Below are 23,383 nucleotides of genomic sequence, written 5' to 3'. Positions count from 1 at the left end.
GTGGACCGTCAGCCCGACGAAGATGACAAAGAAAAACAGCGACCCGCCATAGAAGATGTTGCGGGCAGTGGATTTGGTCAGAACGTCACTCATTCGTTTCCTCCGGCAGATTCTGCTACTGAAAACTAGGCGGCCCTTCGCGCGGGCTCCTTAACCAAAGTCAACTGGCGCCCCGCTTGCGCGTCTCTGATTGCCCTGTCGCAAGCAACGGAAGGAATTGCGCCGCGGGTCCTTGCGAAAGCTCTGCCGCCATCGCCTGCTTCGACAACGCTCCATGCGTCGATGTCGTAAAGATGAGGAAAGAGGTGGCGACAACTGCAAGTATGACCATCACCGCGCTGACGAATCCCGCCCGAGCTGCAGGTACGGCGCTCAATCCAAGATAGGAACCAAGGACGATCCGCGATTTCCAGGCGGCAACCGCGGCTATCAGCACGATCCACAATGGACCAAGACGCGAGGCGTGGACGACATCCCCGGCAAAGGCCATGGCTAAGGTCAAGGCCATCAGCGCACCCCAGGATGCGAGCAAAGAACGGACGGATGCGCTCATCGATTTACCTCAACAGATAGAAGCAGGGGAACACCATGATCCAAATAAGATCGACCATGTGCCAGAAGGCTGTGCCGGTCTCGATGTTTTCGACCGTGTCGAAACGCGCTACAATTAGAATAATCCCCAGACCCAGGACGACATGCAGCGCGTGGAATCCCGTGACGAGAAAATAAAGCGTAAAGAACGGGCTTGAATCGATGTCATTGCCGGCCGCGAGCTCGCTCGAATATTCGAGCCCTTTGACGATGAGAAACACAATGCCGAGCACGCCCGCGCCGGAGAGGCACCAGCGGGCTCGGCGACGCAGTCCCTTTCGCCGCGCTTCATTCGCCAAAGCCGCCAATAGACCGCTTGTCAGCAGGGCCGCGGTGTTCACAGTTCCCGCCAGGCGGTCAAGTTGATCCTGGGCCGCGGCAAAACCCGCTGGGTCTTTTGCGCGCGCCCCTGCATAGCCCATCAACGCCAAGCCGAATACCGCCAACTCGGAAGCAATGAGCACCCACATCAAAGGGTTTCCGGGAAGTCGCGACAATGGCCCCCAGCCTGAACCATATTGACGAACCTCACTCCCTCGCCCAGGGACGTCACATGCTTCGCTCATTCTCAGCCCCCTGAACGCGGAGCGATCAATGCAACCGCTGGGGTGCTGGAACTTTGTTGTGGAACAAACTCGCGCGACAAATGAATAGCCCCTAGATTCATAGACGCCTTCTTCCCTGAATTTGGGCAATTATCACCTTGACGTAGTACGCGTGAATTCGATCCCGCTGCGAATGGAGATCGTCTGCGACCGCTTTGAAGCGATCGTATCCGTCCAAACGCTGCGGCTATTTCTTCAAGTATTCGGCCGCCGGACCACGTTCGTCGACTGGCAATCGATGTCTCGAACCGGCGGAGAGCGGAAGTCCGCACTCATCGCTGGCGAGGTCGGCTGGGCGCCAAAAGCTGTCGTTGGCGGGATTTTCGTGAATGCCGCGGCCAGGCAGTCATGGTCGACCACGTTCGTTCAGCGACAAAGCCTGCTCGTCTTGCGATCTTTTCAGGGATCAAAAATGATCCCAGGCTTTCTCGGGGTCCGTCGCGATCGCGCCATTGTGGCCAAGGCGATAGGCGGCGCTCGCTTGATAAAGCCTTATGCGCACGCGATTGACCCCACCGAGTGGAGCAAGCAAGGCCGGCGCATTGTCAGGATTGAAGCTCAAGTTTTCGCATGCCTCGTCGCGCCCTTCGGCCGCGATATCCTGCAGGGGCATGTCGATGCGGCCGAGCCGTCTGAGCGGCGAGAGCTCTTGCGACCATTCGAGGCTTGCGTCGTCAAGCGGCATGTCGCCGACCCGCATTTGCGCGAAAAGCTCCATGCACCCGGGCGCCTTGTTCAGCTCGCCTTTCAGCGCGTCGCGCAGATAATCTGGCTCGTCCTTTGCGGGCGCGGGGCCGGTGCTCGCTATGCACGGCCGCGCCGCATATTTGATGGCGTGGTCGGGCCCAAATTTATAGGGCGTCATCGACCAGTAGTCCGTCCGCAAGGGGGACGCGATCTCGCGCGTCGCGTTGCGATAGACGATCGCCGCCTCGCGCAGTCGCCACGCGAAGGGATTATAGCCGGGAAAGAAATATCTGAGCGCGTGTTGCTGGTCGCCCTGCAAACCGCCGGCGCGGACGAAGGCCAGAAAATCATTGGCGTCGGCCAAGAAATAGGCCGGGAAATTGATAAATAGCAGATCGTGCGGCGGATTCGTCCGCGCGTCTACGGCATGGTCAGGATCGGCGTCGATCAATTTGAGCGCCATGCCGCGTCCATTGGGATTTTTGTCCGGCCCCGGCGTGAAGGCGCTGTTCGAGAAGCGAATCCACGCTTTGTATCTTTCACCGGGATGACCAAAGCTTCCAACACGCAAGGCGTCGGACAGATCGGAATCGACGGTGAAGACGGCCTTGACGCAGCCAGAGGCTTTTGCATGGGCTCCGCGGAGCGCCGGCTCCCTCGCCGAACCCGGATAGGTCGCGGTGAGCAGCGCGCGGGCGCGCGCGACGATCTCTGCGATCGCCTGATCCTCGGGCAACGGTTTTTCCCGGGAAAACCTCTCGGCGAGAAAACTCGCTCCGACGAGAACGGAGAAAAGCAGGGGCAGCGCCACGCGTTTGCGCATGAAAATTCCCTCGAATTTAAAGCGTCTTGAGATAATCGATCAGCGCATTGCGTTCGTCGTCATTGAGCGCCCGTCCGACCACGCCGGGACGACCGGCCGAGTCGCCCTCGAAAGAATGCCCGGCGGTGCTATTGCCCTTGATGCGCCTGCCCATGTCGTCGGTTTCCAAGAAGAGCGTTTCGCCTGGCGCACATGAGGGATCGGCGGGATAGCCGACGCGGCGTGGATCGTAGTCGCGTGCGCCCAAGCAGAATTTTCTGGGTCTTTGATCGGCGGGCCGAAGCAGCCAATAGAGCGAGGGAACGGAGCCATTGTGCAGATAGGGCGCCAGGGCCCAGACGCCATCGAGCGGCCGCGCGCGATAGACGGCCATCGGCTCGGGATTGGGGCAGTTTCCGCGCGGCCCGAAAACCGCCTTGCGCTCGTCCTCCGTCAAACCGCGCTGGTCCATGCTTTTGCGCGCGATATGGTCGACTGCATCCATCAGGGCCACGCCGAAAGGCAGCGCTGTTCCGGAAGCGTCAGGAAGCGCTGCGCCGCAATTCCATGCTTCCCCAAGGTCTTGGCGCGGATCGAGGCCAAAGCGCGAGGGCGCCTCGATCATGCGGCTCCTGAGCACCTGCGACTGCGCCGGATCGGTCCCGACTACAGCGACCGGGATCTCCCGCAGCTTTAGCGTTCCATTTTTCATCCAGCCGTCGGAATGTCGCAACGCCTTGTCCGGATAGGCCTTGTCGAAGGCAGGATCGTCGACGGGACCGAGATGGCAGCCGGCGCAAAGCTCGGCATAGAGCACGCGTCCCTTTTCAATGCGCGCGGGATCGACTTTCCAGGCGGGATCGTCGGGAAAGAGCGCCGCTGGCCATTTCGGCGCGCGCAGGCCGCCGGCTTCGGGCGAGAAGAAATCACCCCCGCGCAGAAGGTCCTCGATCCAGACGAGATTTTCGAGCGCCACAGTGGAGGCGAACAGTTTTTTTCCGTCTGGGCCGCCGTCGAGATCAATCAGCGCGCCGACGCCCAGCGCCTCGCCGACATTGCGCACCAGCGGCTGTTCAATCGAGGAGTCATATTCGGCGAGCGCAAACCATGACGCTCCCCACAAAGCGGGAAAGCGCACCGGCGCGTCGGTGGCGTGGAAATTGGGAGCGAGCGTCGCGCCGCCTGCGGGTCCGCCTAGGTCTTCATAGAACAGCCGGTTTCCGATGCGGTTGAGCGCATCGAGCCGCCCGAAATTTTCCGGCGTGTCTTCCTGTCCCTTAGCGTCCTTCAAGGCATATGAGGCGCGCGTCGCCACCACAATGGAGTCGAAAATCTTCGCAAGTCCCGCGCGCAATTTTTCGCGATCGTCGGCGGAAGCCTGCGGCCCCAGCACGCGATTGCAAAAACGCTCGAAACGTCCCGGCGCTTTCAGCGTGTAGAACAGCGAAAGCGAGACGGCGCGCTCCAGCGCATTCAGATTGAGCATAGCCGGACCGCCATCGAAACTCAGGCTCGCGCCCTTATACTCGATATGTCCGGTATGGCAGGCGGCGCAGGTCAGGCCGATGCGGTCGAGCGATGGCTTCCCGTCGCGCGGGTCGACGGGAACTTTTGTGCGCGCGAAGCCGACCGGCAATCCGTCGCGATTATCGGCTTCCGCCCAATGCAAGCTGGTCGTCGGCGCGACCGGACGGGAGACGCCGGCCTGCCCATAGCCATAGGATTGCAGCTCTTTCTTGCCAGCGTTGAGCGTTTTCGGGCTGGGAATAAAGCCCATCCGCGCTAGATAGTCGCTATCGCTGAGCAGGCCCGGCGTGAAAAAAATCGAAAGGCCCGGTTGCTCGAGAGCCATGAACCAATCGTACGGAATAGGAAGCGTGGCGGTTCCCTGGCTGGCGTGATGGGACCAGAAACGGTCGGCCTCCGACCAGTTCTGGTCAAGCCAGCGCACAACTTTTGGACGTTTTGGCGCGGGTAAAGGCGGCGGCAGGAGAACGGCGGTCGATGGCGGGAGAAGCGGCCGCGCCTGCTCCGGAAATTCGATCACGCCCACGAGTCCCGATGCGCAGGCGGCGAGGAGAACGAAAACCAGCCAAACCGCTTTGCGCATGTCCTCGTCAGCCTCCCCGATTGACCCGCGCAATCAAATTTATGCCAATTGCGCTCGAACACAATTACGTCTGACGCCTCGCGAGAGTTACATCTATTTGGAGATCGAAAATCGTCCCGGTTTCCAAGCCGTCTCTTACGCGTCGTGTAACATCCGCCGTCGACCAAACGAACGGGGAGGAGCGAGACGGGTTCACGCCACGGATGCAGGCAGGATCGCATGCGGTGGCGGCGGCGCTTTAACGATCGCGGCGAAACGAACGAAACGCCGTCACGAGCTTAAGCCAGGGAGGTTGTCAGCCATGACTCTTATCGCGTCCTCGGTGATGAAAACGCTCGATTTCCTGTCGACGCTGTTCGTGTTCGCGTTTTTCTGCTGTGCGCTGCTTGCCCTGGGCGTCTTTTTGTTCGACCGGATCCAAAGCCGTGACGCTATTTTGCGGAACTACCCGCTCATCGGACACATGCGGTATGTTTTCAGCGCCCTGGGCGAATTCTTTCGGCAATATTTTTTCGCCATGGACCGCGAGGAGCTGCCCTTCAACCGCGCCGAACGCAATTGGGTCGAAAGAGCCTCCAAAGACTGCGACTCAACGGTCGCCTTCGGCTCGACCAAATATATCAAGGAAGCCGGCACGCCGATCTTCGTGAACTGTCCTTATCCGACGCTCGAAAAGGATGTCGAGTCCACGCCGCCTTTCGTCATCGGCCCGGATACGCCCAATCCCTACATCGCCCCATCGCTCTTCAACATTTCGGGCATGAGCTTCGGCGCGCTTTCCGCACCAGCGGTTCGCGCCCTGTCCAAGGGCGCCAAAATGGCCGGCTGCTGGCTGAACACTGGCGAGGGCGGACTCTCGCCGCATCATCTCGAAGGCGGCGCTGACATCGTCTTCCAGATCGGAACGGCCAAGTACGGAGTGCGCAACGACGACGGCGGCTTGAACGAGCAAAAATTACGGGAGCTTGCGGCGATTCCGCAGGTCAAAATGTTCGAGGTCAAGCTCTCGCAAGGCGCCAAGCCCGGCAAGGGCGGCATCCTGCCCGGCGTGAAGGTCACCCCCGAAATCGCGGCGATCAGGGGCATTCCTGTCGGCGAGGATTCGATCAGCCCCAACCGCCACCCCGAAATCAACAACAACGAGCAATTGCTCGACTTCATCGAGCGGGTCAAGACCATCACCGGCAAGCCGGTTGGCGTGAAGGCCGTCGTCGGCGCTTATGGCTGGCTCGACGACCTGATGGTGAGAATCAACAAACGAGGCGTCGTACCGGATTTTTTCACACTGGATTCCGGCGACGGAGGAACCGGCGCCGCACCCATGGCCCTGATGGACAATGTCGGGCTTTCCATAAGGGAATCGTTGCCGCTGGTGCGCGACATCATCAAGAACCACAACTTGGCCGAGCGCATCCCGATTATCGCGTCTGGCAAGCTGACGACGCCCGCTGAAGCAGCGTGGGCGCTCTGCGCAGGCGCGACTTTCGTCAACTCGGCGCGCGGCTTCATGTTCGCGCTCGGCTGCATCCAGTCGTTGAAATGCAACAAGAACACCTGTCCGACCGGCATCACCACGCATGACAAGAGATTGCAGAAAGGCCTCGACCCCGCTGACAAGGCGGTCCGCGTGGCGAATTATTGCCGCAACATGCGGCATGACGTGGAGGTGATCGCTCACAGTTGCGGGGTGCCGCATCCACGGCGGCTCCGGCGCTTCCATGTGCGCATCGTCGGACCTGACGGCGTCTCGCGGCCGCTGAGCGAACTCTATCCGACCGACGACCCCGCGGATTCGAATGCGATTGCGGCGCGCAACCTGGCCAAATCCTTGGAAAAGAAGATCATCGAACAAGGAAAAGAATGATGCTTATGGTTTCGTGGCGTCGCGTTATCCGCAAGACGATATTTTGTCTGCGTCCTCATCTCGATCGGCGGCAGGTCGCCTTCAAAACTGGTGCGATACGCTGAGATCCAATGGCCAGGCGCGAACTTGACATACATACCGCTGTTGCAACACGACGCCACGAACCGCTGGGTCGGCGCGTTGTCTCTGATCTTGTAGCCAACCAGGAAGTCTTCGCCTGACGTACAACTGAACCTGTCGTCTCGATAGCTCAGATAGGGCGCCCCGCCATCGGTATCGAGAATGCGCGATGCGTTAGGCAGTCCCTAAATCTGCCTGCCGCCTGCCCGACAGTCGTCACAGTAGCATACGTCGCACACGATCGGAGCGCCAACGGCTTGGCATCGAACGAGTCCGCAAGCGCATGACGGTGTCCTAACGATCTGGCCCGTATATGCGCGCCCGCTTTGCATCATTCGCCGCTTCAAAGACTAACGCGGCTGGGAGATCGCTGCTTCAGACGGAATCGTCGTGGCGGCAGGATTCATGACCGTTCGGTAAACCCGTTCGATTGAGTCCGGACCGACAGCTGCCTCACCGCGAAAAGGATTATCAAGCTCGGCTATTAGAAAAATAACTGCGCCCAATATAGCCGCCAGCACGGCTCCGAGTATCAGATGAACATGAATCTCCATGTCTTGCATCCAGATCAGAACAATATTCAAAACGGCGCCTATTCCCACCACCCATCAAAGAACCGCAGGCGGCCCCGCCGTAACATTCGAAAGCCGAGCGCGCCCCATCTCGATCTTGCGATTAAACTCGGATGGCGTTTCCGGACCGTGGGGGCCAAGACCGTCGGACGGTGAACGACGGCGCCAATGCGATCGACACGGAGTTCGACATGCCAAATCGCTGAATGGGCACAGCGCGTAAAGCTCGCCTTTGACCTTGGCCTCAAAACGGGGCTTTTGGAGCGGGCGTCTCCCGCCTGGACTTCGCAGCGAGCTTCTTGTCCAGCGCGACCAGCGCGAAGCCCGAAAGCGTGAAGCCGACGCCAATGATGAGGCAATTGGCGAGAACCTGACCCAAGCCGAGCCGGGGGACATCGTAAAAAGGATAGGGATATTTGCCATCCACCGCGGCGCGAGTGAACACATAGGCGGCATAGGCGATCGTAACCGAGGTCCAGAGCAGCGGCGCGCGCCAGCTCAGGCCGCCACGCGGCGCGCAGGTAAGCCAGTATAGGAGCGCCAACAGCGGCGTCGCATAATGGAGGAGCGCGTTGGCGACGCTGTCCCAGCCGGTCTCCGGCGCTTGATTGCGCAGCATCGTGAGATAGACGACGCCGACGAGCTGGGTGAAGAGGATGGCGCCGTTCAATACAATCGGCGAGATCGGCGAAAAGACCGCGCGGGCGAAGACGACGACGATCAGGGCGTTGGCCATGATGGTGAAAAATCGCAGCAACACCCAAAGCGCGACCCATGGACCCGGAGTGTAGCCGAGCTGAAGGCCGAACTGGATCGCCAGGCCAAACAATGCGGCAAGAGCCAGAAGCGCCGCCAGCAAGGTCGAAAGGCGGCCGGCCGCCCCAGTCGAATTCAGCAGGGATGCTTCAAGGCGCACTCTTTTTTACCTGTACTGGCCTGGGAGGTTATAAAAAACATAGTCCGCGGCGACGCCGGGCGGCACGGGAACGATCTTCTTGAAGGCGCCGTCCCCCATGACGTCATGCAGGTCATCCAGCGCAGATGCAAATCCTTGATTCATCCGCGCAATGAAACGAGGCTTGTCAATGCGGCCGTTCGAGTACGCGTCATATAGCGCAACTCGTTTATAGTACAGTGATTGATAAACATCCTCAATGTCTGATTTAAACTTGTCGTACTCCGTGCCCAGGGCAGGCTTTAGAAATCGTTCCATATCTGCATTGAGTATTTCCCACTCGCCATTCAGCCCGGCCGAAATTCGCGCGACGACTTCGTGGACAGTCTCGTCCATTATGCGGCCCGGGAACTGCTGATTAACGGCGAAGGCCGCATCCTCGACCCTTTTTATCAAAGCGTCCTGCCCAAGTCCGTAGCTGCCGAAAATTGGCGTTGCGATCTCGTTGCCGAATGCGTTTCTGACATCAATATTGGCAGGAAGCAGAATCCTGTTTGCACATTGATTGCAGATGCCAGTCACCCCGTAATCAATGCCCGCGTGAAAGTCTTCCCTGCCGGCGATTTCCTTCGCCCATGCAAAGTCGCCCCTGCCCTGTGCGACCAAGCGCGCATTGCCGGGTTCCTCGGATTGCTTGCGTCCAAAACACCCGTACTCGTCACCGTTCGATACCGCGACGGCCGTGTGATCCAACGGCCAATCGCCGATCGAAGGTATCGGATGCCATGTCGTCCGCATTGCGTATGCGGAAAATACTGCAGTATTTTCCGCCCTGGCTTCCGACTGATGAAAGGCCGCAACGCTGGCGACGAGAAGCAAATTCACGTGTCTACGCGTCAGCATGGCAATCTCCCGCTAATACTTTTGGAAGCTGCAGACGTTCAGAGTTGGCGAACTTCTCGCCGCGCTCGAATCTGACTACGACGCCGCCAAAAAAGACCCTTCCGCCGTCGCCCGCAGCGGCTCTTCCGGTTACTTTTACTAGACTAGCGGACGACTCAGGCCATCAAATGACGGAGCAGCAGATCATTTGGGACAGCCGCCGCAGAGTTTGCGCTCATGGCGCAAGGCGCTTCGCGACAGTCTCTTTATAGCGCAATTCAATTTTGCCGGCGGCAAGTGCCGTATTTAGGATCATCGCATGATTATTGACCGAGGGCTTAGCAACAATATCGCGAAGTTCCGCTTTGAAACCATTCGTTGACGATCCGACCAAGTATGGCGAAGGACCGCCATGGGTCAACATGAGACGGTCGCGGACCTCGTCGGGAAAGTTGCCTTAGAGCCGGAAGTTGCCGATCGTGCAACGGCGGCGACCCGCCCGTCAGGGACCGTCGGCCTTGAGCTTCACGGCATAGCGCGAACGGAGCTTTGGGCGCCACCGGCCGAAGTCGACCCCATGCAGTCATTGCCGCCCAAAAAACAATGCCCGTTGCGAACATGGGAACGGTCGTTCTCAAGCAGACGCGCGGAACCGATCGATTGTCCGTTGCGCGTCTCCGCATATCAATCAGGGCCATCAACGGCCCATCGAGTAGAATTCATCATTCGGTCGCATGCTTGTCACGTTGGCAAGGCGATTTGATAGGCCGAAGAAAGCCGTGATCGCCGCAATGTCCCATGCGTCTTCCTCGGTGAAGCCGTGCGATTTGAGCGAATTGAGATCGGTGTCGTCCACTCTGAAGGCCTCGGTCGAGACCTTGATGGCGAAATCAATCATGGCCTTTTGACGGTCGCTCAGGTCCGCCTTTCGGTAGTTCGTCGCGACCTGGTCTGCAATCAGCGGATTTTTTGCCCTGATGCGAAGAATCGCTCCGTGCGCCACAACGCAATATTGGCACTGGTTGAGGCTGCTGGTGGCGACCACGATCATTTCGCGCTCGGCCTTGGTGAGATTGCCGTGCTTTTCCATCAGCGCATCATGATAGGCGAAGAAAGCGCGGAACTCTTCGGGTCGGTGAGATAGAACGAGAAACACGTTCGGAATGAACCCGGATTTTTCCTGAACCGCCAGAATGCGTTCACGAATGTCATCCGGCATGTCGGAGAGCGAAGGAACTGGAAAGCGACTGAGTGCGGGCGTAGCGATGCTCATGACGTCGCTTCCTTTCCTGCGGCGCGAATCCCTTCGTTGCTGGCACACTCGATTTTTGGGCGATATTCCACAGCAATCATCTCGCCCGAGGCGCAGAGATCGGCGCCGGCCAGCAAGTCAAGGGCAATGGTCGCTTTGCGCCCTGCGATTGCGACCAGGCGCCCCTTGACGACCAGTTCGCCGAGGGGCGTCGGACGCTTGAAATCGATTTTCAGCGAGGCAGTCACAAAGCGGATTGCCGGACCGGCGTCGCCCATGGTTCGGCCGCGATCTCGATACGCGAAAGCGGCGGCCGAGGCTGCGCCGTGGCAATCGAGCAGCGAAGCGATCATGCCGCCATAGACATGGCCAGGAAATCCGCCCGTGCAATAAGCCGGCGGAACGCAGCGGGCGATTGTTTCGTCTCCCTCGATATAGCTCTTGAGGCGCAGGCCATGCGCGTTCGCCGGTCCGCAGCCGAAGCAATGCGCGAATTCCGGCGGATAGTAATCCTGGATCGCTTTCATGCTTCTTGTCTCCTTGTTGGGCTGGCCGGGCGTCACGCGGGGGCGTTCTCGACCGTCACAGGCGCGTGATAAAAGGAAATTTGCGGGCTCACGCCATAGACCTCGGTCACCATCTTGCGCCATTCATCCGTAAAGACGCGCTCCGCGGAAGCCCGATCTTTCCAGAAATAGACCGCGCCAGCGGTCAGCCCATCTTCGGACAAGAGATAGGTTTTGCGCAGAAGGCCCTCACGGCCCCTGTATTTTGGCGCGGTGCGCTCGAAAATGGCCTTCGCCTCGTCCAAGGTCATTGACTTGGCCAAAGCAAATTTCACGTGGGTCAAGATCATCGGTTTCCTCCTTCATGCCGGAAGCGCCGCGGCGAGAACCGCCGGAAGCGCCGTGAAGCCAATCACGGTCTGGCTCGCGGTTATGCCCGCCATCAGCGGCGCGTCGCCGCCGAGTTGCCGCGCCAGGATATAAGCGGAAGACGCCGTCGGCAGCGCCTGGAACAACAACGCCGTCGTAAAGGCGGGTCCATGCAGGCCCAGCGCGTTGGCTGTCGCGATCGTGGCTATGGGCATCGCCATGAATTTCGCCGCCGAGGACAACACGACCGGGCCCATCCATCGCCGCGTCGCAGAAAAATCGAGCGCCGCGCCGACACACATGAGGCCGAGCGGCAAGGATGCCGCGCCAAGCGCTTTCAGCGCCGGCTCCAGGGCGGCCGGAAGCCGCAATCCGAGCGTTTGCAGCGCAATGCCTCCGGAGCACGCGACTACCAACGGATTGATCAAAATTTGCCTGAGGATGGCGCGCGCTTCGAGCTGCGTCTCGCCGTGGCGGGCGAAGACGAGGACACAGAGCACGTTCACCGTCGGCACAATGGCGGCGTTGCAGACCGCCGCGAGCGCGACCCCTTGCGCTCCAAACAAGCCGGCAGCCAGTGTGACGCCGACATAGTTATTGAAGCGGACGCCGCCCTGGAACACCGATGTGAAGGCGGGACCACTGAGGGGCATCAGCGGCCGACAGACGACGATCAGCGCCGCAACGGCCAACGTCGACACGATCAGGGTCGCCGCCAGATCGCGGATCGGCGCGCCGCCAAGTTGCGCTGTGGCGAGGCCATCGAAAAAGAGCGACGGCAAAAGAACATAATATCCAAGCCGCTCCGCCTGAGGCCAAAACGTTTCGGCAAGGAGGCCGTGGCGGCGCAGCCATGAGCCGAGCCCAATGAGAAGGGCGATCGGCGCCAAGGCCATCAACACCGCGCCCAGCATAGCATAACCTTTCCAAATCACTGTCAGGGGTTCGCCGTGGTGTCGGCCAGGCGAATGTGATGAGACTAACGCCGTTTGCTCATGATGAAAAATTCATTATTCTTTTGGCTTCAATGAGGTTTTCTTATCAGACAGGTCAGGATTAGATGTCTCTTCGCGCGCTGCGAACGCTCCAAGCCATCGCCCGCAATGGCTCATTTGCGCGGGCGGGAACGGCGATCGGCCTGACGCAATCGGCTGTCAGTCTGCAAGTAAAGGCGCTCGAAGCCGAATTCGGCGTTCAGCTCTTCGACCGCGCGCGTCGCGTTCCGACTTTGACCGAGGCGGGGCGCATCGTGCTCGCGCGGGCCGAAGAGGTTCTGGCGCTCTACGATCGGATTCCGGACGCCCTCAGCGACGAACGCGCGCTCGCAGGACGTCTGCGGCTTGGGGTCATTCAGACCGCGCTATCCGGACCGATGCCCGACGCGCTGATCCGGCTTTACCGGGCCCATCCACGTCTGCGCGTGCATGTGGCGGCGGGCATGTCGTCCGAACTCGCGAGCCGCGTCGCGACGGGCGACCTCGACGCCGCCATCGTGACCGGGCCCGTGAAGCCACATCCGGATGGGCTGGTCTGGGCGCCGCTCTATGAAGAGAGCTTTTGGCTGATCGCTCCGCCTGGCCACGAAGGCGGTTTGCCCCAAGACCTGCTTGCGAATATGCCGTTCATCCGGTTCGACTCGCGCGCCTGGGCAGGCCGCATGATTGCGCGTGAACTGGATCGGCTCGGCTGGACCGTGCGTGAAGAGATGGTTCTCGACAGCCTGGCCGTGATAGTACGCATGGTTGAAAAGGGACTTGGTGTCGCGGTGGCGCCGCTATCTCGACAAGACCTGGGCAGCCTTAACCTGACACGCCTTCCATTCGGCGAGCCTCAACTGCAAAGGAAAATCGTCCTTATCGAACGCCAGGAACGGGCAAGCAGCCGTTTCTGTTCGGCGCTAGCCAATGCGGTCTTGGAGACGGTGACAGACACAGCAGACGCGTTGCCGAACTAACCTCGATGCGCAACGGCCAGCCTGACGCCAAACGCCACGAAAATGCATCCAGTCAGCTGGTCTAATAATTTGACAACAAGAGGCTTTCTAATAATTCCGGCGAGCGGGACGGTCAGGGCGATCAGCATGGAAAACCACAGCGACGTCAGCAGCACGTGGATGCCCGCGAGAAGCAAAGAGAATCCCGCGCTGTTCGCTTCGGGCGGAACAAATTGTGGAAGGAATGTCGCGTAAAAGATTCCGACCTTCGGGTTGAGCATGTTGGTCAGGAATCCCCGCCGCAGCGCGTCGCCGACGCCGGTTTGACCGCGCGTTCTGCCGGCGGAATCAGCAACATCGAGCGCGGAGCGAGGCTTTGCAATCAGCTTGGCGCCCAAGCACAGGAGATAAACTGCGCCAGCCCCCTTGAGCGCTGTGAACGCAACGGGGGAAGCAGCCAAAATCGCTGTAAGACCAAGCGCCGCTGCCGCGCCCCAAACGAGCAGGCCGGCACAGATGCCCGCACTTGCCGCCACACCGGCGATCGGCCCGTTAGAGGCCGAGCTCCTGAGCACCATCGCCGTATCCACGCCGGGCGTAATGGTCAAGACGCAGGCGGCGGCGATGAAGGCGAGCAATGGTGAGATGTTTGCGCTCAGCATATCACTTCACATCCGGTCATCGATGACGCATCCACTCGGGGCGCGCGGCGTCGGTTTGCGCGAGGAGGTTCGTTCGAGGGCGACGACGGCAAGCCACTTATCGGACCCAACTCGTCTGCATTGGGTCATGGGCGGCGCGCATCTTCCGCTCGTCTCGCACCATAGCGCAATCCGTCCATGAGCAGCCCCACCATCCGTTGCGGATCGGACGTCTCTCCGCAAGTGGCCGGGACACACAGCATCGCCACGGCGTGCAGGAGTTCGTTCGGCTTCTCGCCTTCATCCGTCCCGGCGACGCCCTTTGCGTCGTCAAGCTGGACCGCCTGGGACGGTCGACGCGCGACGTTCTCAACCTCGTTCACGAACTTGAGCAGAAGGGCGCATCATTGCGCGTGTTGGAGCCCGCCATCGATACGGGCGGCCCGCTGGGGAAGATGGTGCTTACCGTGCTCGGCATGGTTGCCGAGATGGAGCTGACGTTTAGCAAGGAGCGTCAGCATGTCGGGATCGAGGCCGCCAAAGCAAGGGGTGTCTATAAGGGGCGGTCGATCACTTTGGATCATGGCAAGGTGTTGGAGCTGCATCGCGGCGGTCTTGGTCCGACGGCGATCGCAAAGGCGATGAGGTGCAGCCGGGGCTGCGGTTTACAGGATCTTGGATCCAACTCCGTAGCGGCATGCCATCGTAATCGACGTCTTTTTTCGGGTGAAGACCGCTTTCGACGCCGCGGTTGCTCGGCGGGACTTTCGACCGAGATCGTCAACGCGGAGGTGGACGCCCTGGAGGCTCATTCCACGAACGGCGAGATTGGTGTCGTCGGCGCTTTTGGCTTCGACAGCAAAATCTGGAACACGTTACGGACGGGCAACAGCCCGCGACTGAAGCGGTTTGTCGTGCGGTTCTCCCGCAAGCCGAACATAACCGTTGGGTACAGCAAGGACGTTCCGCATGACGGGAAATATCCTCGCAGCGAAAAGGTCGAGGAAAACTTAGAACTTGCCTACGCTGTTTCGATCCACAAGGCGCAAGGCAGCGAGGCCGAACGCCTGCATCTCGTGGTCGTCTTCGATTCCCAGCCGCTGGCGCGCATGCACCCGGCCGAGACGACCGTCAAGGACGCGCACCACCTCGTCGGGACGCAGAAACGAGGAAATCCTGCTGGCGTTCGCCGGGGGCGTCTCGATCACGGTTCCCGATCTCCGGCTGTGACCCTGTCGCCATCGCGAAGGGAGGGGGGAGGAAAAAGAACGACGCGCTCGCCGGGGGCGAGTCCGGACGTCACCGCGGCGTCGTTTTCGCCGCGACGGCCGATCGTGACGGCGCGAATGCGAGCGCGGCCGTTCTCGATGACGAAAACGCGCCAATCGGCCTGCTGCCTGAAAAGGGCGCCGAGGGGCACGATGGTGGCGTCTGGAATTCTGGCGATTTCGATGCGGGCCTCGATCCGGAAGGCGTCGCCGAGCCGGCGCCATTCCTCGGGCGGCGAGGCGAAGTCGAGCACGACATTGACCCGCTGTTCATCGACGCCGAGCGCCGAGACCTTGGTGAAGGCCTCCGGCTCGATCCGGGCGACGCGCGCCGACAGCAGGCGTGGCCCGCCCCAGCGTTCGATGACGGCGTTCGCACCCGGCTGGATCTGGACCGCGTCCGTGGTGAGAACGTCGGCGATGATTTCGAGGCGTCTCGGGTCGCCGAGCACCATGATTGGCGACCCGATGGCGACCGGTCCCTCGCTCTCCTGGGCGATTTTCAGGACTACGCCTTCGATCGGAGAGCGAATTTCAACACGGCGGGCTTCCGTTTCCTTCCTGCCGACGACGTCCAGGGCGGCCCGCGCCAGAGCCTCCTCGTGCTCAGCCATGTGGGCGCCGAATTCCGCGCTGGCCAGTTCCCTTTCGGCGAGCGTGCTGGCCAGTTCGTCGCGTTCCCGGCGGGTCGCGGTAACGACGCCTTTCGTCTCCAGCGCGGCGGTGCGCTCCAGATCGGCCTGCGCCTGAGTTCGCCGGGCGCGCGCGCTTTCCAGCACAGCGACGGCGCGACGGCGTCCCGCTTCGGCGGCGCCGAGGCGCTCTTCAAGCTCCTGGCGCGCGCGCGGATCTTCGAGCGGCGCCAAGCCGGGGGCAATGACCGCGATCACCGTGGAGGGATCGACGGGATCGCCGACTTCGAGCCCTGTCCGCGCCACGATCCCCGCGACCGGCGCCGTCACCAGATAACGATCCCTCACCCGCGTCTTGCCCTCGTTGAGCACGGTCTGGATGAACAGGCCGCGCGCCACCGTCGCCGCCTCGACGCGGGTCGGCGGACGCATGAAAATGACAGACGCCGCGGCGACGGCGCCGGCAAGAGCGAGGGCTGCCCATTTCAACCGCTTCATCTCATTCCCGCCCTTTCAGCACCGACACGAGGTCCATCCGCCACAGCTTGCGTCCCATGACCGCCGCGCTCGCGAAAGCCGCTCCTGCCACCAGCGACGCGGCCCAGAAATAGGAGCGCGGCGCGATGGCGGCGGGAATTTCGAAAGTTTCGGTTTGAAAGGCTAGAACCAGCAGCCGGACGAGGAAATATCCCGCGACGAGGCCGAGGGGGATGGCGAGGCAGACTTCGGCGACGATTTCGGAAAAGAAGATCCGTGCCGTTTCATAAGGCGTGAAGCCGAGAATGCGCAGCATCGCAAGTTCCAGCGCCCTCTCCTGAAAACCGATCCGCAGATTATTGTAGACGACGCCGATGGCGATCGTAATCGAAAAGGCGGTGTAAATTCCCGCCAGAAGCAGCACCACCGCGCCGGTCGAGTCGCGGAAGTTGCGAATGGACCGCTCTTTCAGGCTGACAGTCGATATTTTCGGCGTCTGTTTGGCCGCCGCGTAGAACGCGTCCGCCTTCGAGGCGTCAAGACGGACCGCGACCGCACTGACGGTCTGATCTTCCTGCAGGAGGCGGTTCAGGCTCTCCCGATCCATATAGGCGGACAGGCCGATTAGGTCGTTCACGACGCCTGCGAGCGGAACCACGGCCCGATTGCGGTGGCCGTCGAGAATGTCCAGTTCGACCGGGTCGCCGGTCCTCAGGCGCAGGCGCTCAGCCAGCCGTCTTGACAGGAGCAAGCCATCCTTCGGCGCGACGACGACATCCAGCGCGTCGTCGAGCAGGCGGCGAAGCTGCAACCGATCCGACGAACCCGTCAGCGAAGTCTGGTATTCGAGATGGCCGGATCGTAGGCGGACCGGCGCGATCCGCAGCGGCTCAACGAGCAGCACGCCAGGCATCCGCCGGACCTCCTGCACAACCCGCGCCGGCAGCGGCTCGACGAACTGAACCACGGCGTCCGCGCGCTCCGAGGCGGCGAATTGCACGTCGACGACATAATCGAGCGCATCCGTCCAGAACAGGCCCATCAGGACGAGCGGCGCCGCGACGACCAGGCCGAGCAATGTCACGCCGGTTCGAAGCGGATGATCGCCGGCTCCCCGCGCCGCGATTTTCCAGCGGGACGGCGCCTGGGAAAGGATTGCGGAGAAGCGCGCGGTATAAGCCGGCGGCGTGGCGGGCCTCATCGCCTCCGCCGGCCGCAGCCGGGCGACGGAGCGAACGGCTCCTGTCGCGCCGCCGAGGCCGGCGAACAGCGCGATCGCGGTCGCGGCGATCGGGGCCCAGGCCGCCAGATCGTAGTCGAGCTCCGGAAACCGGAAAAAGGGCCGGTAGCTGAAAAGCATGACGTGGCCGAGGGCGACGCCCGCGGCGACGCCGAGAGCCACGCCCGGAAGCACGATTAGCGCCGCGAATTTAGCGAAATGCAGCGTGATCTCATGGTCGTATCCGAGCGCCTTCAACGCGGCGATCTGCTCGCGCTGCGTCGCGACGAGGCGCCCCATCACGACATGGAGCAGGAAGGCCGAAATCAGCAGGAAGATCGGGGGAATCGTCGCCGCCATGGTTCCCTGCTGGCGCAACTCGTCCTGCAGGAAGCGGTGGGACAATTGCAGGCTGCGGTCGTGGGCGAGCATGCCGCCCCAGCGATCGAGCAATGCGTCCAGAGACGCGAGGATCGCCGGCATATTGGCGCCTGGCGCGACGAGCAACACGACGTCGTTGAAGACTCCTTCCATGGCGAAGGCGTGTGCCAGGACCTCGCGGGAGACGTAGAACACGCCGAACCGCTTGTCGTCGGGCAGAGGCTCGCCCGGCCCGGTCGAAAACACATATTCCGGGGACAGGACCGTTCCGACGATGCGGAAACTCTGCCTGCGGCCGTTCAGGAGCGCGGAGACGCGGTCGCCGGGCCCCAGCCGGTTGGCTTCGGCGAAAGCCTGGGTGACGAGGGTCTCCGCGGGAATAGCAGGGTCAAGGCCGCGCCCGCTGACGATGTGCAGGCGATTGATCTGCGGTTCGTCGCCGGCGGCGAGCGCGATCATGCGCCCGGAAACCGGCAGCGAGGCGCCTTCGACGCCGATCGTCACGTCCTGGACCAGCCGCGGCTCGACCTGGATCACGCCGGGAATTTCGGCGATGCGCGCGGCCACCGAAAGCGGCGCCCGCTTCAGGCTTGCGAAGGCGTCGGCGAAGCGGCTTTCGCGATAATAATTCCGCTGCGACGTCACCAGCGATTGGTAAGCGCTCAGCGAGGAAATGAAAACCGCGACGCCCGAGGCCAGCACGAGCGCGATCGTGATCGCCTGTCCGGCTAATCGCCGCCAGTCGCGCAGGAGCTTTCGGTCGAGCGCCGTCACCAGCGGATGTCCTCCGGACGAGCCCGCTCGGAATGGCTTTCGATCCGGGCGATCCTGCCATCGGCCATATACATGACGCGGTCGGCCATCGCGCCGATGGCTGCGTTGTGCGTGATCACGACCGTGGTCGTGCCAAAGCTGCGGTTGACCTCGTCGAGCGCGGACAGGACTCCAACGCCAGTGCGGCAATCGAGGGCTCCGGTCGGCTCGTCGCAAAGCAGCACATCGGGACGCTTGGCTATGGCGCGGGCGATCGCCACCCTCTGCTGCTCGCCACCGGACAATTGGGAGGGGAAATGGTCGAGGCGCGCGGAAAGGCCAACCTTGGCGAGCGCATCCTCGGGCCGCATCGGCTGCTCGGAGATTTCGGTGACAAGCTCGACATTTTCTCGGGCCGTCAGGCTGGGGATGAGGTTGTAGAACTGGAAGACAAAGCCGACATGCTCGCGCCGATAGCGCGTCAGCTCTTCGTCGGACGCTTCGACGAGATTATGGTCGCGCCACGCCGCGTCGCCGGACGACGCGCTGTCCAAGCCTCCTAGAATGTTCAGGAGCGTCGATTTGCCGCTGCCGGAAGGCCCAAGTATGACGATGAACTCACCTTCGAAAATATCAAGGTCGAGCCCCTGCAGCGCGGCGACGTTGACGCTGCCGACGCGATAGGTTTTGTTTAGATTCCGCGAGGAAAATACGATTGGCGGCATGGCAAGCGGGCCTCTTGGCGCCTTGAATCAACATCATGACGCGCCGCCGCGCATTGACTTGCTGCATCCTTGGAAGAATTCCAGACGCTTAGCGCCAAGCGAGATGCCATCTTCATACAATTCTTGATCGCGACGAATAGTTACGAATATTCGCTCAGACCGCCAAGCAAACGGCTCGGTTGGTGGCGGAATTGCGGGACGCGATGTAACCGTGACCGCTTTGCCGCTTTTCGCCGCCGTACGGCCTATGGCCTGGAAAATCGACGATTTGCGCGATGATAAGCGCCGACAAATGAGCGGCTTCGCGTCGCGCGGACTCGATGGCATGGTCAATGACAGTATTCGGCTTGGTATCCTCGTTCACGTTCACGAAGAGTTGAACTCTCTGATAAGCCATGACCAAGCATCCAGATTTCAGGCGTCGACAGCATAGCAAGACTGGACCGGAAGTGATATCCGCGCGTTGCGCTGAATCAAGAGGGGGCGACCGGCGCGCTGCGTCGCCTCCGTCACGACGCGGTTGAGAAAATGAACGATCGCCCGGCAACAGCGCAGACTTTCGCAACGGACGACAATCAGACCGGCGGCGGAGCGTCGCAGGCATGAAATCGTCGAGGCCGTCCTTCGCGCCCTGGGCGTGGACCCGGACATTGCGAGAAACGATGCCGAGGGCATCGAGCATCACGTCAGCGAAAAGACGTTGGAGGCGTTCGAACGTTTCCTCAAGAAGACGTGACGCATCTCGGCATAGGAGGATGTTCTTCCGGGATGGAACTGGAAAATACCGTTTGCGGCACAACCCTGTCTTTGTTCCTTCGACCGCTCTCGCTCCGAAAAGAGTCGTTCGGTCGAGGACCGCTTTCCGGCACGGTCCTGCCATCGGCTCGATCCGACTGCTGACCAAGACAGCGAACGGTTTCATCCCGCGTCCCGTCGAGGAATTGAACAGACTTTTCGCCCAAGTCGTGAAAAATCGGGTCGACTGTTCCGGTCTCGTCGAAAGATTGACCGGCGTCGCGGCGGCGTTGAACGAAGGGGAGCCTGCGCGAGCCGCGTTCGCCACATTGTTCATGGATCTTCCTTCCTTGTCAGAAGATCAAGCTCTGCGTGCGGCAGAGGTGGTCAGACTGGTCAAGGCCTCGCCCGACGATCCGCAGCATCCCGGATGGCCCAGGGGGCGGAGGGCGGCAAGGGCGGACAATTTCGACCGAAGGATGGCGCCGCCGCGGAAGCCGCGCCAGCAGAAAAGCTCGCGCGTTTGGCGGTGCGACGGCAGCTTCGCCGGGCGCTCGTTCACATGCTGTTGCATCACGCGGCAAGTCTTGCCGTCGAAGCGGCGGGCGACGCCGTTCCTGGCCTGGATGTCGTCGCCGGGGCCGCAACAATCGCCGATTTCGCCGCCATGGCCCAGGAAAATGCGGCCCTGAAACGGGATGCCGATGCCGCGATCGAGTTCGTTCAAAAAGGCCCCTATAGCCTCGAACAGCTGCGCGTCAGTCCAGATGAAAAGGCGTTTTCGTCATTCAGTGAGTTCAAGAAGATTGATCTCGGCAAATATTTCGGTCCGGCGGGCGACGGCTACGAATATCACCACATCGTCGAGCAGAGCGCGAGCGGGGACATTCCGGAAGTCGAGTTGCAATCGACAACAAATATCGTTCGGATTCCGAGACTTTTGCATGAGGAAATCAACGGCGAATATTCTAGAACGCTTCTCGAGTTCGATGGCTCCTCACGTCGCGCCAGCCTCGATGGCGCCAGCTTTGAAGACAAATGGAACGCGGGAATAAGTGTCCTGCAGAAAATCGGGATACTCAGGGGAGACTGATTTCTATGGTGATTAAATGGTCTCAACTAGTAATCCCCGACCTTGTCCAAGAATTCAAACAATCGGCAATGACCTATTATTCTGCGTGCGACGATGAGAATTTTAGGAAACAAAAAGTAAAGGTGAAACACACCAATAAAATCATCGAGGCACTCGATTGCTTTGGGGCAGAAGGTCGTCTTGCGTTGGTCCCCCTGCTTGATGACCCCGACCAGGGGATAAGAGTTGTCGCCGCTGCATTTCTCCTCAAGCGCTTCCCCGAACAAGCAATCGCTGCGCTCGAGGAGGTTCGAAAGGGTCCGACATATTTTCCTAGGATGGACGCATGGAGTTTTCTCGATAGTTACGCCAAGGGAAAATGGTGCAGGTAATTTATTCCCGCACTCAGACTACCGCTCAAAGAGCTACAGCGGGCGTTCCATCGATTTGCTGATCGTCTGCATCGGGTCGACTGCTGATGGCAACGCGATGAGCATTACCCGCTCTGAACAACCTGACACGCGCCGGTGCCCGCTTTTATCCGCAACGGCGTATTTCACATGCCATAAAAATCAGTGCATTGAGAGAATGGCGCACCCGAAGGGCTTCGAACCCCTGGCCTCTGCCTTCGGAGGGTAATGCCCTATCGTTCCAGACCTTTGCTGAGGATTTCTGGTTCAGTTTTTACCAGTGATTTTTAAGGATTTTCAGTTGCGCTCCTGTCCGTATCATTACTATTGTTTGCTGAAAGTTGGTCGCTAATTGGTCGCTAGGCCCGCCTAGCGACCAAGCAAAGCTCGAGGCGAACGTGGCGAAGAAAACGATTGGGCTGAAGGACATTCGCGCGCTCCAGCCAGGAGAGACGATTTGGGACGCAAAAGTTTCGGGGTTTTGCGCCCGTCGCCAGAAAAGCGAAGCCGTCACTTATCTGTTGAAGTACCGCACGAGCGAGGGCCGCCAGCGATGGGCTACCATCGGCCGTCATGGCTCGCCGTGGACGCCTGAAATGGCGCGCGACGAGGCGACCCGATTGCTCGGTGAAGTCGTCCGGGGCGCCGATCCTTCCGGCGACAAGCAAGACAAGCGCAAGGCCGCGACGGTCGGGGAGCTTTGCGATTTGTACTTGGCTGAGGCGCAAGCCGGCAGGCTCATCGTCCGCCGCGGCAAACAAAAAAAGGCATCCACGCTGACGATCGACGCGGGCCGGATCGAGCGGCATATCAAGCCGCTGCTCGCTCGCCGCCCCGTTGCAGCGGTTACCAGGGACGACATTGAAGAATTTATGCACTCGGTCGCAACTGGCGAGACCGCTGCGCGGATCAAGACCGGCAAGCACGGGCTGGCGCGCGTCGCTGGTGGCATGGGAACGGCCACCCGGACGGTCGGGCTGCTCGGCGGAATTTTCAGCTTCGCCATCAAGAAAGGGCTGCGCGCCGACAACCCCGTTCGTGGCGTAGATCGTCCCGCTGACGGACGGCGCGAGCGCCGCTTGACGGTTGATGAATACGCTCGGCTCGGCGCTGCGCTACACGATCTGGAAGCCGAAATGTGGCCTCCTGCATTGGCGCTGGCAATATTCTTGGCGATGACCGGTTGGCGCCGTGGCGAGGCCATAGGCCTAAGATGGGCCGAGGTCGATCTGGCGACCCGGACGGCGCGCCTGCGTGACACTAAAACCGGTGAATCGCTGCGGCCATTGTCGCATCTGGCTTGTGCGGCGATCCGCTCCGCAGCGATGAGAACATGTGGGCCAGACGAGCCAGTGTTTCCAGCGAGTAAAGGCGAAGGACCAATGACCGGATTCCCAAAATTCTGGTTGCGCATAGCCAAGAAGGCCGCCTTGCCACCCGACGTGACGCCGCACGTGCTGCGCCATTCGGTCGCGTCGGTCGCCCACGACGCGGGCTATTCAGAACTCACTATCGCGAACCTGCTCGGCCATCGGAAGAACAGCGTCACAAGCCGTTATACGCACGCGGCCGACGCAGTGTTGCTCGCAGCCGCCGATACGGTGGCTGATCGGATCGCCAATATGATGGGCGACGGCAAGCCAGAATCCACGGTTCTACAGCTTCGCCCGGCGAAATAACCTCCAATTGCTCGCGGAAAAAGAGGGCCTACCCGTAACCGTGGGCGAACGCGTAGCGACCCGATGTGGATATTTGTTGCCGGGGTATTGCCGACAATCGATAGAACCAACTAATCTTCACTTAGCTTTGATGCGCCCGTCTACCACGGCATCTGAGCAACCGCTGAGCCGAACTCCACTCCGAGGGCGGCGTCGCGTTTGCC

General features: G+C 60.9%; 22 protein-coding genes and 3 pseudogenes. 7 read left to right on the top strand and 18 right to left on the bottom strand.

From position 1 onward, the window contains the following. The 5 genes and pseudogenes from QM467_RS18410 to QM467_RS18390 form a co-directional block, all read right to left on the bottom strand. A pseudogene (locus QM467_RS18410) lies at positions 1–93 on the bottom strand (c-type cytochrome); the annotation flags it as partial. A gap of 67 nt (positions 94–160) precedes the next feature. After that, positions 161–553, bottom strand: coding sequence for a hypothetical protein (locus QM467_RS18405; RefSeq protein WP_283367795.1), 393 nt, complete (start codon positions 551–553; stop codon positions 161–163). 4 nt (positions 554–557) lie between these two features. Continuing rightward, positions 558–1,061, bottom strand: a complete 504-nt coding sequence (locus QM467_RS18400; RefSeq protein ID WP_283367794.1) for a cytochrome c oxidase subunit 3 — start codon at positions 1,059–1,061, stop codon at positions 558–560. A gap of 541 nt (positions 1,062–1,602) precedes the next feature. Continuing rightward, positions 1,603–2,706 carry a catalase gene (locus QM467_RS18395; RefSeq protein ID WP_283367793.1) on the bottom strand — a complete coding sequence of 368 codons (1,104 nt, stop codon included), beginning with the start codon at positions 2,704–2,706 and terminating at the stop codon, positions 1,603–1,605. 16 nt (positions 2,707–2,722) lie between these two features. After that, positions 2,723–4,795 carry a di-heme-cytochrome C peroxidase gene (locus QM467_RS18390; protein ID WP_283367792.1) on the bottom strand — a complete coding sequence of 691 codons (2,073 nt, stop codon included), beginning with the start codon at positions 4,793–4,795 and terminating at the stop codon, positions 2,723–2,725. On the opposite strand from QM467_RS18390, the gene QM467_RS18385 reads away from it, so the two are divergent. Continuing rightward, positions 4,794–6,659: an FMN-binding glutamate synthase family protein gene (locus QM467_RS18385; RefSeq protein WP_283367796.1), complete on the top strand. Its 1,866-nt coding sequence runs from the start codon at positions 4,794–4,796 to the stop codon at positions 6,657–6,659. The genes QM467_RS18390 and QM467_RS18385 overlap by 2 nt on opposite strands. Positions 6,660–7,129: 470 nt before the next feature. On the opposite strand, the gene QM467_RS18380 is transcribed toward QM467_RS18385, so the two are convergent. The 8 genes from QM467_RS18380 to QM467_RS18345 form a co-directional block, all read right to left on the bottom strand. Further along, positions 7,130–7,381 (bottom strand): bestrophin-like domain, encoded by a 252-nt coding sequence (locus QM467_RS18380; protein ID WP_446737802.1) that lies wholly within the window; start codon positions 7,379–7,381, stop codon positions 7,130–7,132. 214 nt (positions 7,382–7,595) lie between these two features. Next, on the bottom strand, positions 7,596–8,267 hold the full coding sequence (locus tag QM467_RS18375) for a Pr6Pr family membrane protein (RefSeq protein ID WP_283367790.1): 672 nt from the start codon (positions 8,265–8,267) through the stop codon (positions 7,596–7,598). A 6-nt stretch (positions 8,268–8,273) separates the two neighbouring features. Further along, positions 8,274–9,149 carry a hypothetical protein gene (locus tag QM467_RS18370; RefSeq protein WP_283367789.1) on the bottom strand — a complete coding sequence of 292 codons (876 nt, stop codon included), beginning with the start codon at positions 9,147–9,149 and terminating at the stop codon, positions 8,274–8,276. A 214-nt stretch (positions 9,150–9,363) separates the two neighbouring features. Continuing rightward, positions 9,364–9,552, bottom strand: coding sequence for a hypothetical protein (locus QM467_RS18365; RefSeq protein WP_283367788.1), 189 nt, complete (start codon positions 9,550–9,552; stop codon positions 9,364–9,366). A gap of 273 nt (positions 9,553–9,825) precedes the next feature. Then, positions 9,826–10,401, bottom strand: coding sequence for a peroxidase-related enzyme (locus QM467_RS18360; protein WP_283367787.1), 576 nt, complete (start codon positions 10,399–10,401; stop codon positions 9,826–9,828). Then, entirely contained in the window at positions 10,398–10,907 is a 510-nt protein-coding gene (locus tag QM467_RS18355) for a PaaI family thioesterase (RefSeq protein WP_283367786.1), read from the bottom strand. Before QM467_RS18355 ends, QM467_RS18360 begins: the two co-directional genes overlap by 4 nt. A 32-nt stretch (positions 10,908–10,939) precedes the next feature. Beyond that, positions 10,940–11,236: a monooxygenase gene (locus QM467_RS18350; RefSeq protein WP_283367785.1), complete on the bottom strand. Its 297-nt coding sequence runs from the start codon at positions 11,234–11,236 to the stop codon at positions 10,940–10,942. 12 nt (positions 11,237–11,248) lie between these two features. After that, positions 11,249–12,169, bottom strand: a complete 921-nt coding sequence (locus tag QM467_RS18345) for an AEC family transporter (protein WP_283367784.1) — start codon at positions 12,167–12,169, stop codon at positions 11,249–11,251. Between the two features lie 146 nt (positions 12,170–12,315). Here QM467_RS18345 and QM467_RS18340 point away from each other — a divergent pair, with 146 nt between their 5' ends. Then, on the top strand, positions 12,316–13,209 hold the full coding sequence (locus QM467_RS18340; RefSeq protein WP_283367783.1) for a LysR family transcriptional regulator: 894 nt from the start codon (positions 12,316–12,318) through the stop codon (positions 13,207–13,209). On the opposite strand, the gene QM467_RS18335 is transcribed toward QM467_RS18340, so the two are convergent. Then, a complete protein-coding gene (locus QM467_RS18335; RefSeq protein ID WP_283367782.1) occupies positions 13,206–13,850 on the bottom strand; it encodes a LysE family translocator in 645 nt (214 codons plus the stop codon). The genes QM467_RS18340 and QM467_RS18335 overlap by 4 nt on opposite strands. A gap of 251 nt (positions 13,851–14,101) precedes the next feature. Between QM467_RS18335 and QM467_RS19850 the strand changes: the two are divergent. Continuing rightward, a pseudogene (locus QM467_RS19850) lies at positions 14,102–14,323 on the top strand (recombinase family protein); the annotation flags it as partial. A 516-nt stretch (positions 14,324–14,839) separates the two neighbouring features. On the opposite strand, the gene QM467_RS18325 reads toward QM467_RS19850, so the two are convergent. From QM467_RS18325 to QM467_RS18310, 4 genes are read right to left on the bottom strand one after another with little or no spacing between them, the layout of a single operon-like run. Further along, a complete protein-coding gene (locus QM467_RS18325) occupies positions 14,840–15,037 on the bottom strand; it encodes a hypothetical protein (protein ID WP_283367781.1) in 198 nt (65 codons plus the stop codon). Continuing rightward, positions 15,034–16,218, bottom strand: coding sequence for an efflux RND transporter periplasmic adaptor subunit (locus QM467_RS18320; RefSeq protein WP_283367780.1), 1,185 nt, complete (start codon positions 16,216–16,218; stop codon positions 15,034–15,036). The genes QM467_RS18325 and QM467_RS18320 overlap by 4 nt, the downstream gene beginning before the upstream one ends. Before the next feature lie 10 nt (positions 16,219–16,228). Next, positions 16,229–18,580 carry an ABC transporter permease gene (locus QM467_RS18315; protein ID WP_283367779.1) on the bottom strand — a complete coding sequence of 784 codons (2,352 nt, stop codon included), beginning with the start codon at positions 18,578–18,580 and terminating at the stop codon, positions 16,229–16,231. After that, the gene (locus tag QM467_RS18310) at positions 18,577–19,284 is read right to left on the bottom strand and encodes an ABC transporter ATP-binding protein (protein ID WP_283367778.1); all 708 of its coding nucleotides are present in this window, start codon (positions 19,282–19,284) and stop codon (positions 18,577–18,579) included. Before QM467_RS18310 ends, QM467_RS18315 begins: the two co-directional genes overlap by 4 nt. 592 nt (positions 19,285–19,876) lie before the next feature. Between QM467_RS18310 and QM467_RS18305 the strand changes: the two are divergent. The 4 genes and pseudogenes from QM467_RS18305 to QM467_RS18290 form a co-directional block, all read left to right on the top strand. Beyond that, positions 19,877–20,020, top strand: a pseudogene (locus QM467_RS18305) (iron dependent repressor, metal binding and dimerization domain protein); the annotation flags it as partial. Between the two features lie 561 nt (positions 20,021–20,581). Beyond that, complete coding sequence (locus QM467_RS18300; protein WP_283367777.1) at positions 20,582–21,112, top strand: hypothetical protein; 531 nt, start codon at positions 20,582–20,584, stop codon at positions 21,110–21,112. Positions 21,113–21,117: 5 nt separating this feature from the next. Beyond that, entirely contained in the window at positions 21,118–21,483 is a 366-nt protein-coding gene (locus QM467_RS18295; protein WP_283367776.1) for a DUF2019 domain-containing protein, read from the top strand. 416 nt (positions 21,484–21,899) lie between these two features. Next, on the top strand, positions 21,900–23,180 hold the full coding sequence (locus QM467_RS18290; RefSeq protein ID WP_283367775.1) for a tyrosine-type recombinase/integrase: 1,281 nt from the start codon (positions 21,900–21,902) through the stop codon (positions 23,178–23,180). Positions 23,181–23,383: the final 203 nt, after the last annotated feature.

The organism is Rhodoblastus sp. 17X3, assembly GCF_030056575.1.
Classification (GTDB): domain Bacteria; phylum Pseudomonadota; class Alphaproteobacteria; order Rhizobiales; family Beijerinckiaceae; genus Rhodoblastus.
This window is presented reverse-complemented; position numbering and strand designations above follow the sequence as displayed.

What these genes read in the sequence shown, in the direction of transcription:
- QM467_RS18390 (WP_283367792.1), bottom strand. Translation starts at nt 4,795, where the DNA reads ATGCGCAAAGCGGTTTGGCTGGTTTTCGTTCTCCTCGCCGCCTGCGCA.
- QM467_RS18370 (WP_283367789.1), bottom strand. Translation starts at nt 9,149, where the DNA reads ATGCTGACGCGTAGACACGTGAATTTGCTTCTCGTCGCCAGCGTTGCG.
- QM467_RS18385 (WP_283367796.1), top strand. Translation starts at nt 4,794, where the DNA reads ATGTCCTCGTCAGCCTCCCCGATTGACCCGCGCAATCAAATTTATGCC.
- QM467_RS18395 (WP_283367793.1), bottom strand. Translation starts at nt 2,706, where the DNA reads ATGCGCAAACGCGTGGCGCTGCCCCTGCTTTTCTCCGTTCTCGTCGGA.
- QM467_RS18335 (WP_283367782.1), bottom strand. Translation starts at nt 13,850, where the DNA reads ATGCTGAGCGCAAACATCTCACCATTGCTCGCCTTCATCGCCGCCGCC.
- QM467_RS18365 (WP_283367788.1), bottom strand. Translation starts at nt 9,552, where the DNA reads ATGTTGACCCATGGCGGTCCTTCGCCATACTTGGTCGGATCGTCAACG.
- QM467_RS18350 (WP_283367785.1), bottom strand. Translation starts at nt 11,236, where the DNA reads ATGATCTTGACCCACGTGAAATTTGCTTTGGCCAAGTCAATGACCTTG.
- QM467_RS18345 (WP_283367784.1), bottom strand. Translation starts at nt 12,169, where the DNA reads ATGCTGGGCGCGGTGTTGATGGCCTTGGCGCCGATCGCCCTTCTCATT.
- QM467_RS18340 (WP_283367783.1), top strand. Translation starts at nt 12,316, where the DNA reads ATGTCTCTTCGCGCGCTGCGAACGCTCCAAGCCATCGCCCGCAATGGC.
- QM467_RS18400 (WP_283367794.1), bottom strand. Translation starts at nt 1,061, where the DNA reads ATGTGGGTGCTCATTGCTTCCGAGTTGGCGGTATTCGGCTTGGCGTTG.
- QM467_RS18405 (WP_283367795.1), bottom strand. Translation starts at nt 553, where the DNA reads ATGAGCGCATCCGTCCGTTCTTTGCTCGCATCCTGGGGTGCGCTGATG.
- QM467_RS18355 (WP_283367786.1), bottom strand. Translation starts at nt 10,907, where the DNA reads ATGAAAGCGATCCAGGATTACTATCCGCCGGAATTCGCGCATTGCTTC.
- QM467_RS18295 (WP_283367776.1), top strand. Translation starts at nt 21,118, where the DNA reads ATGGTGATTAAATGGTCTCAACTAGTAATCCCCGACCTTGTCCAAGAA.
- QM467_RS18360 (WP_283367787.1), bottom strand. Translation starts at nt 10,401, where the DNA reads ATGAGCATCGCTACGCCCGCACTCAGTCGCTTTCCAGTTCCTTCGCTC.
- QM467_RS18300 (WP_283367777.1), top strand. Translation starts at nt 20,582, where the DNA reads ATGCTGTTGCATCACGCGGCAAGTCTTGCCGTCGAAGCGGCGGGCGAC.
- QM467_RS18310 (WP_283367778.1), bottom strand. Translation starts at nt 19,284, where the DNA reads ATGCCGCCAATCGTATTTTCCTCGCGGAATCTAAACAAAACCTATCGC.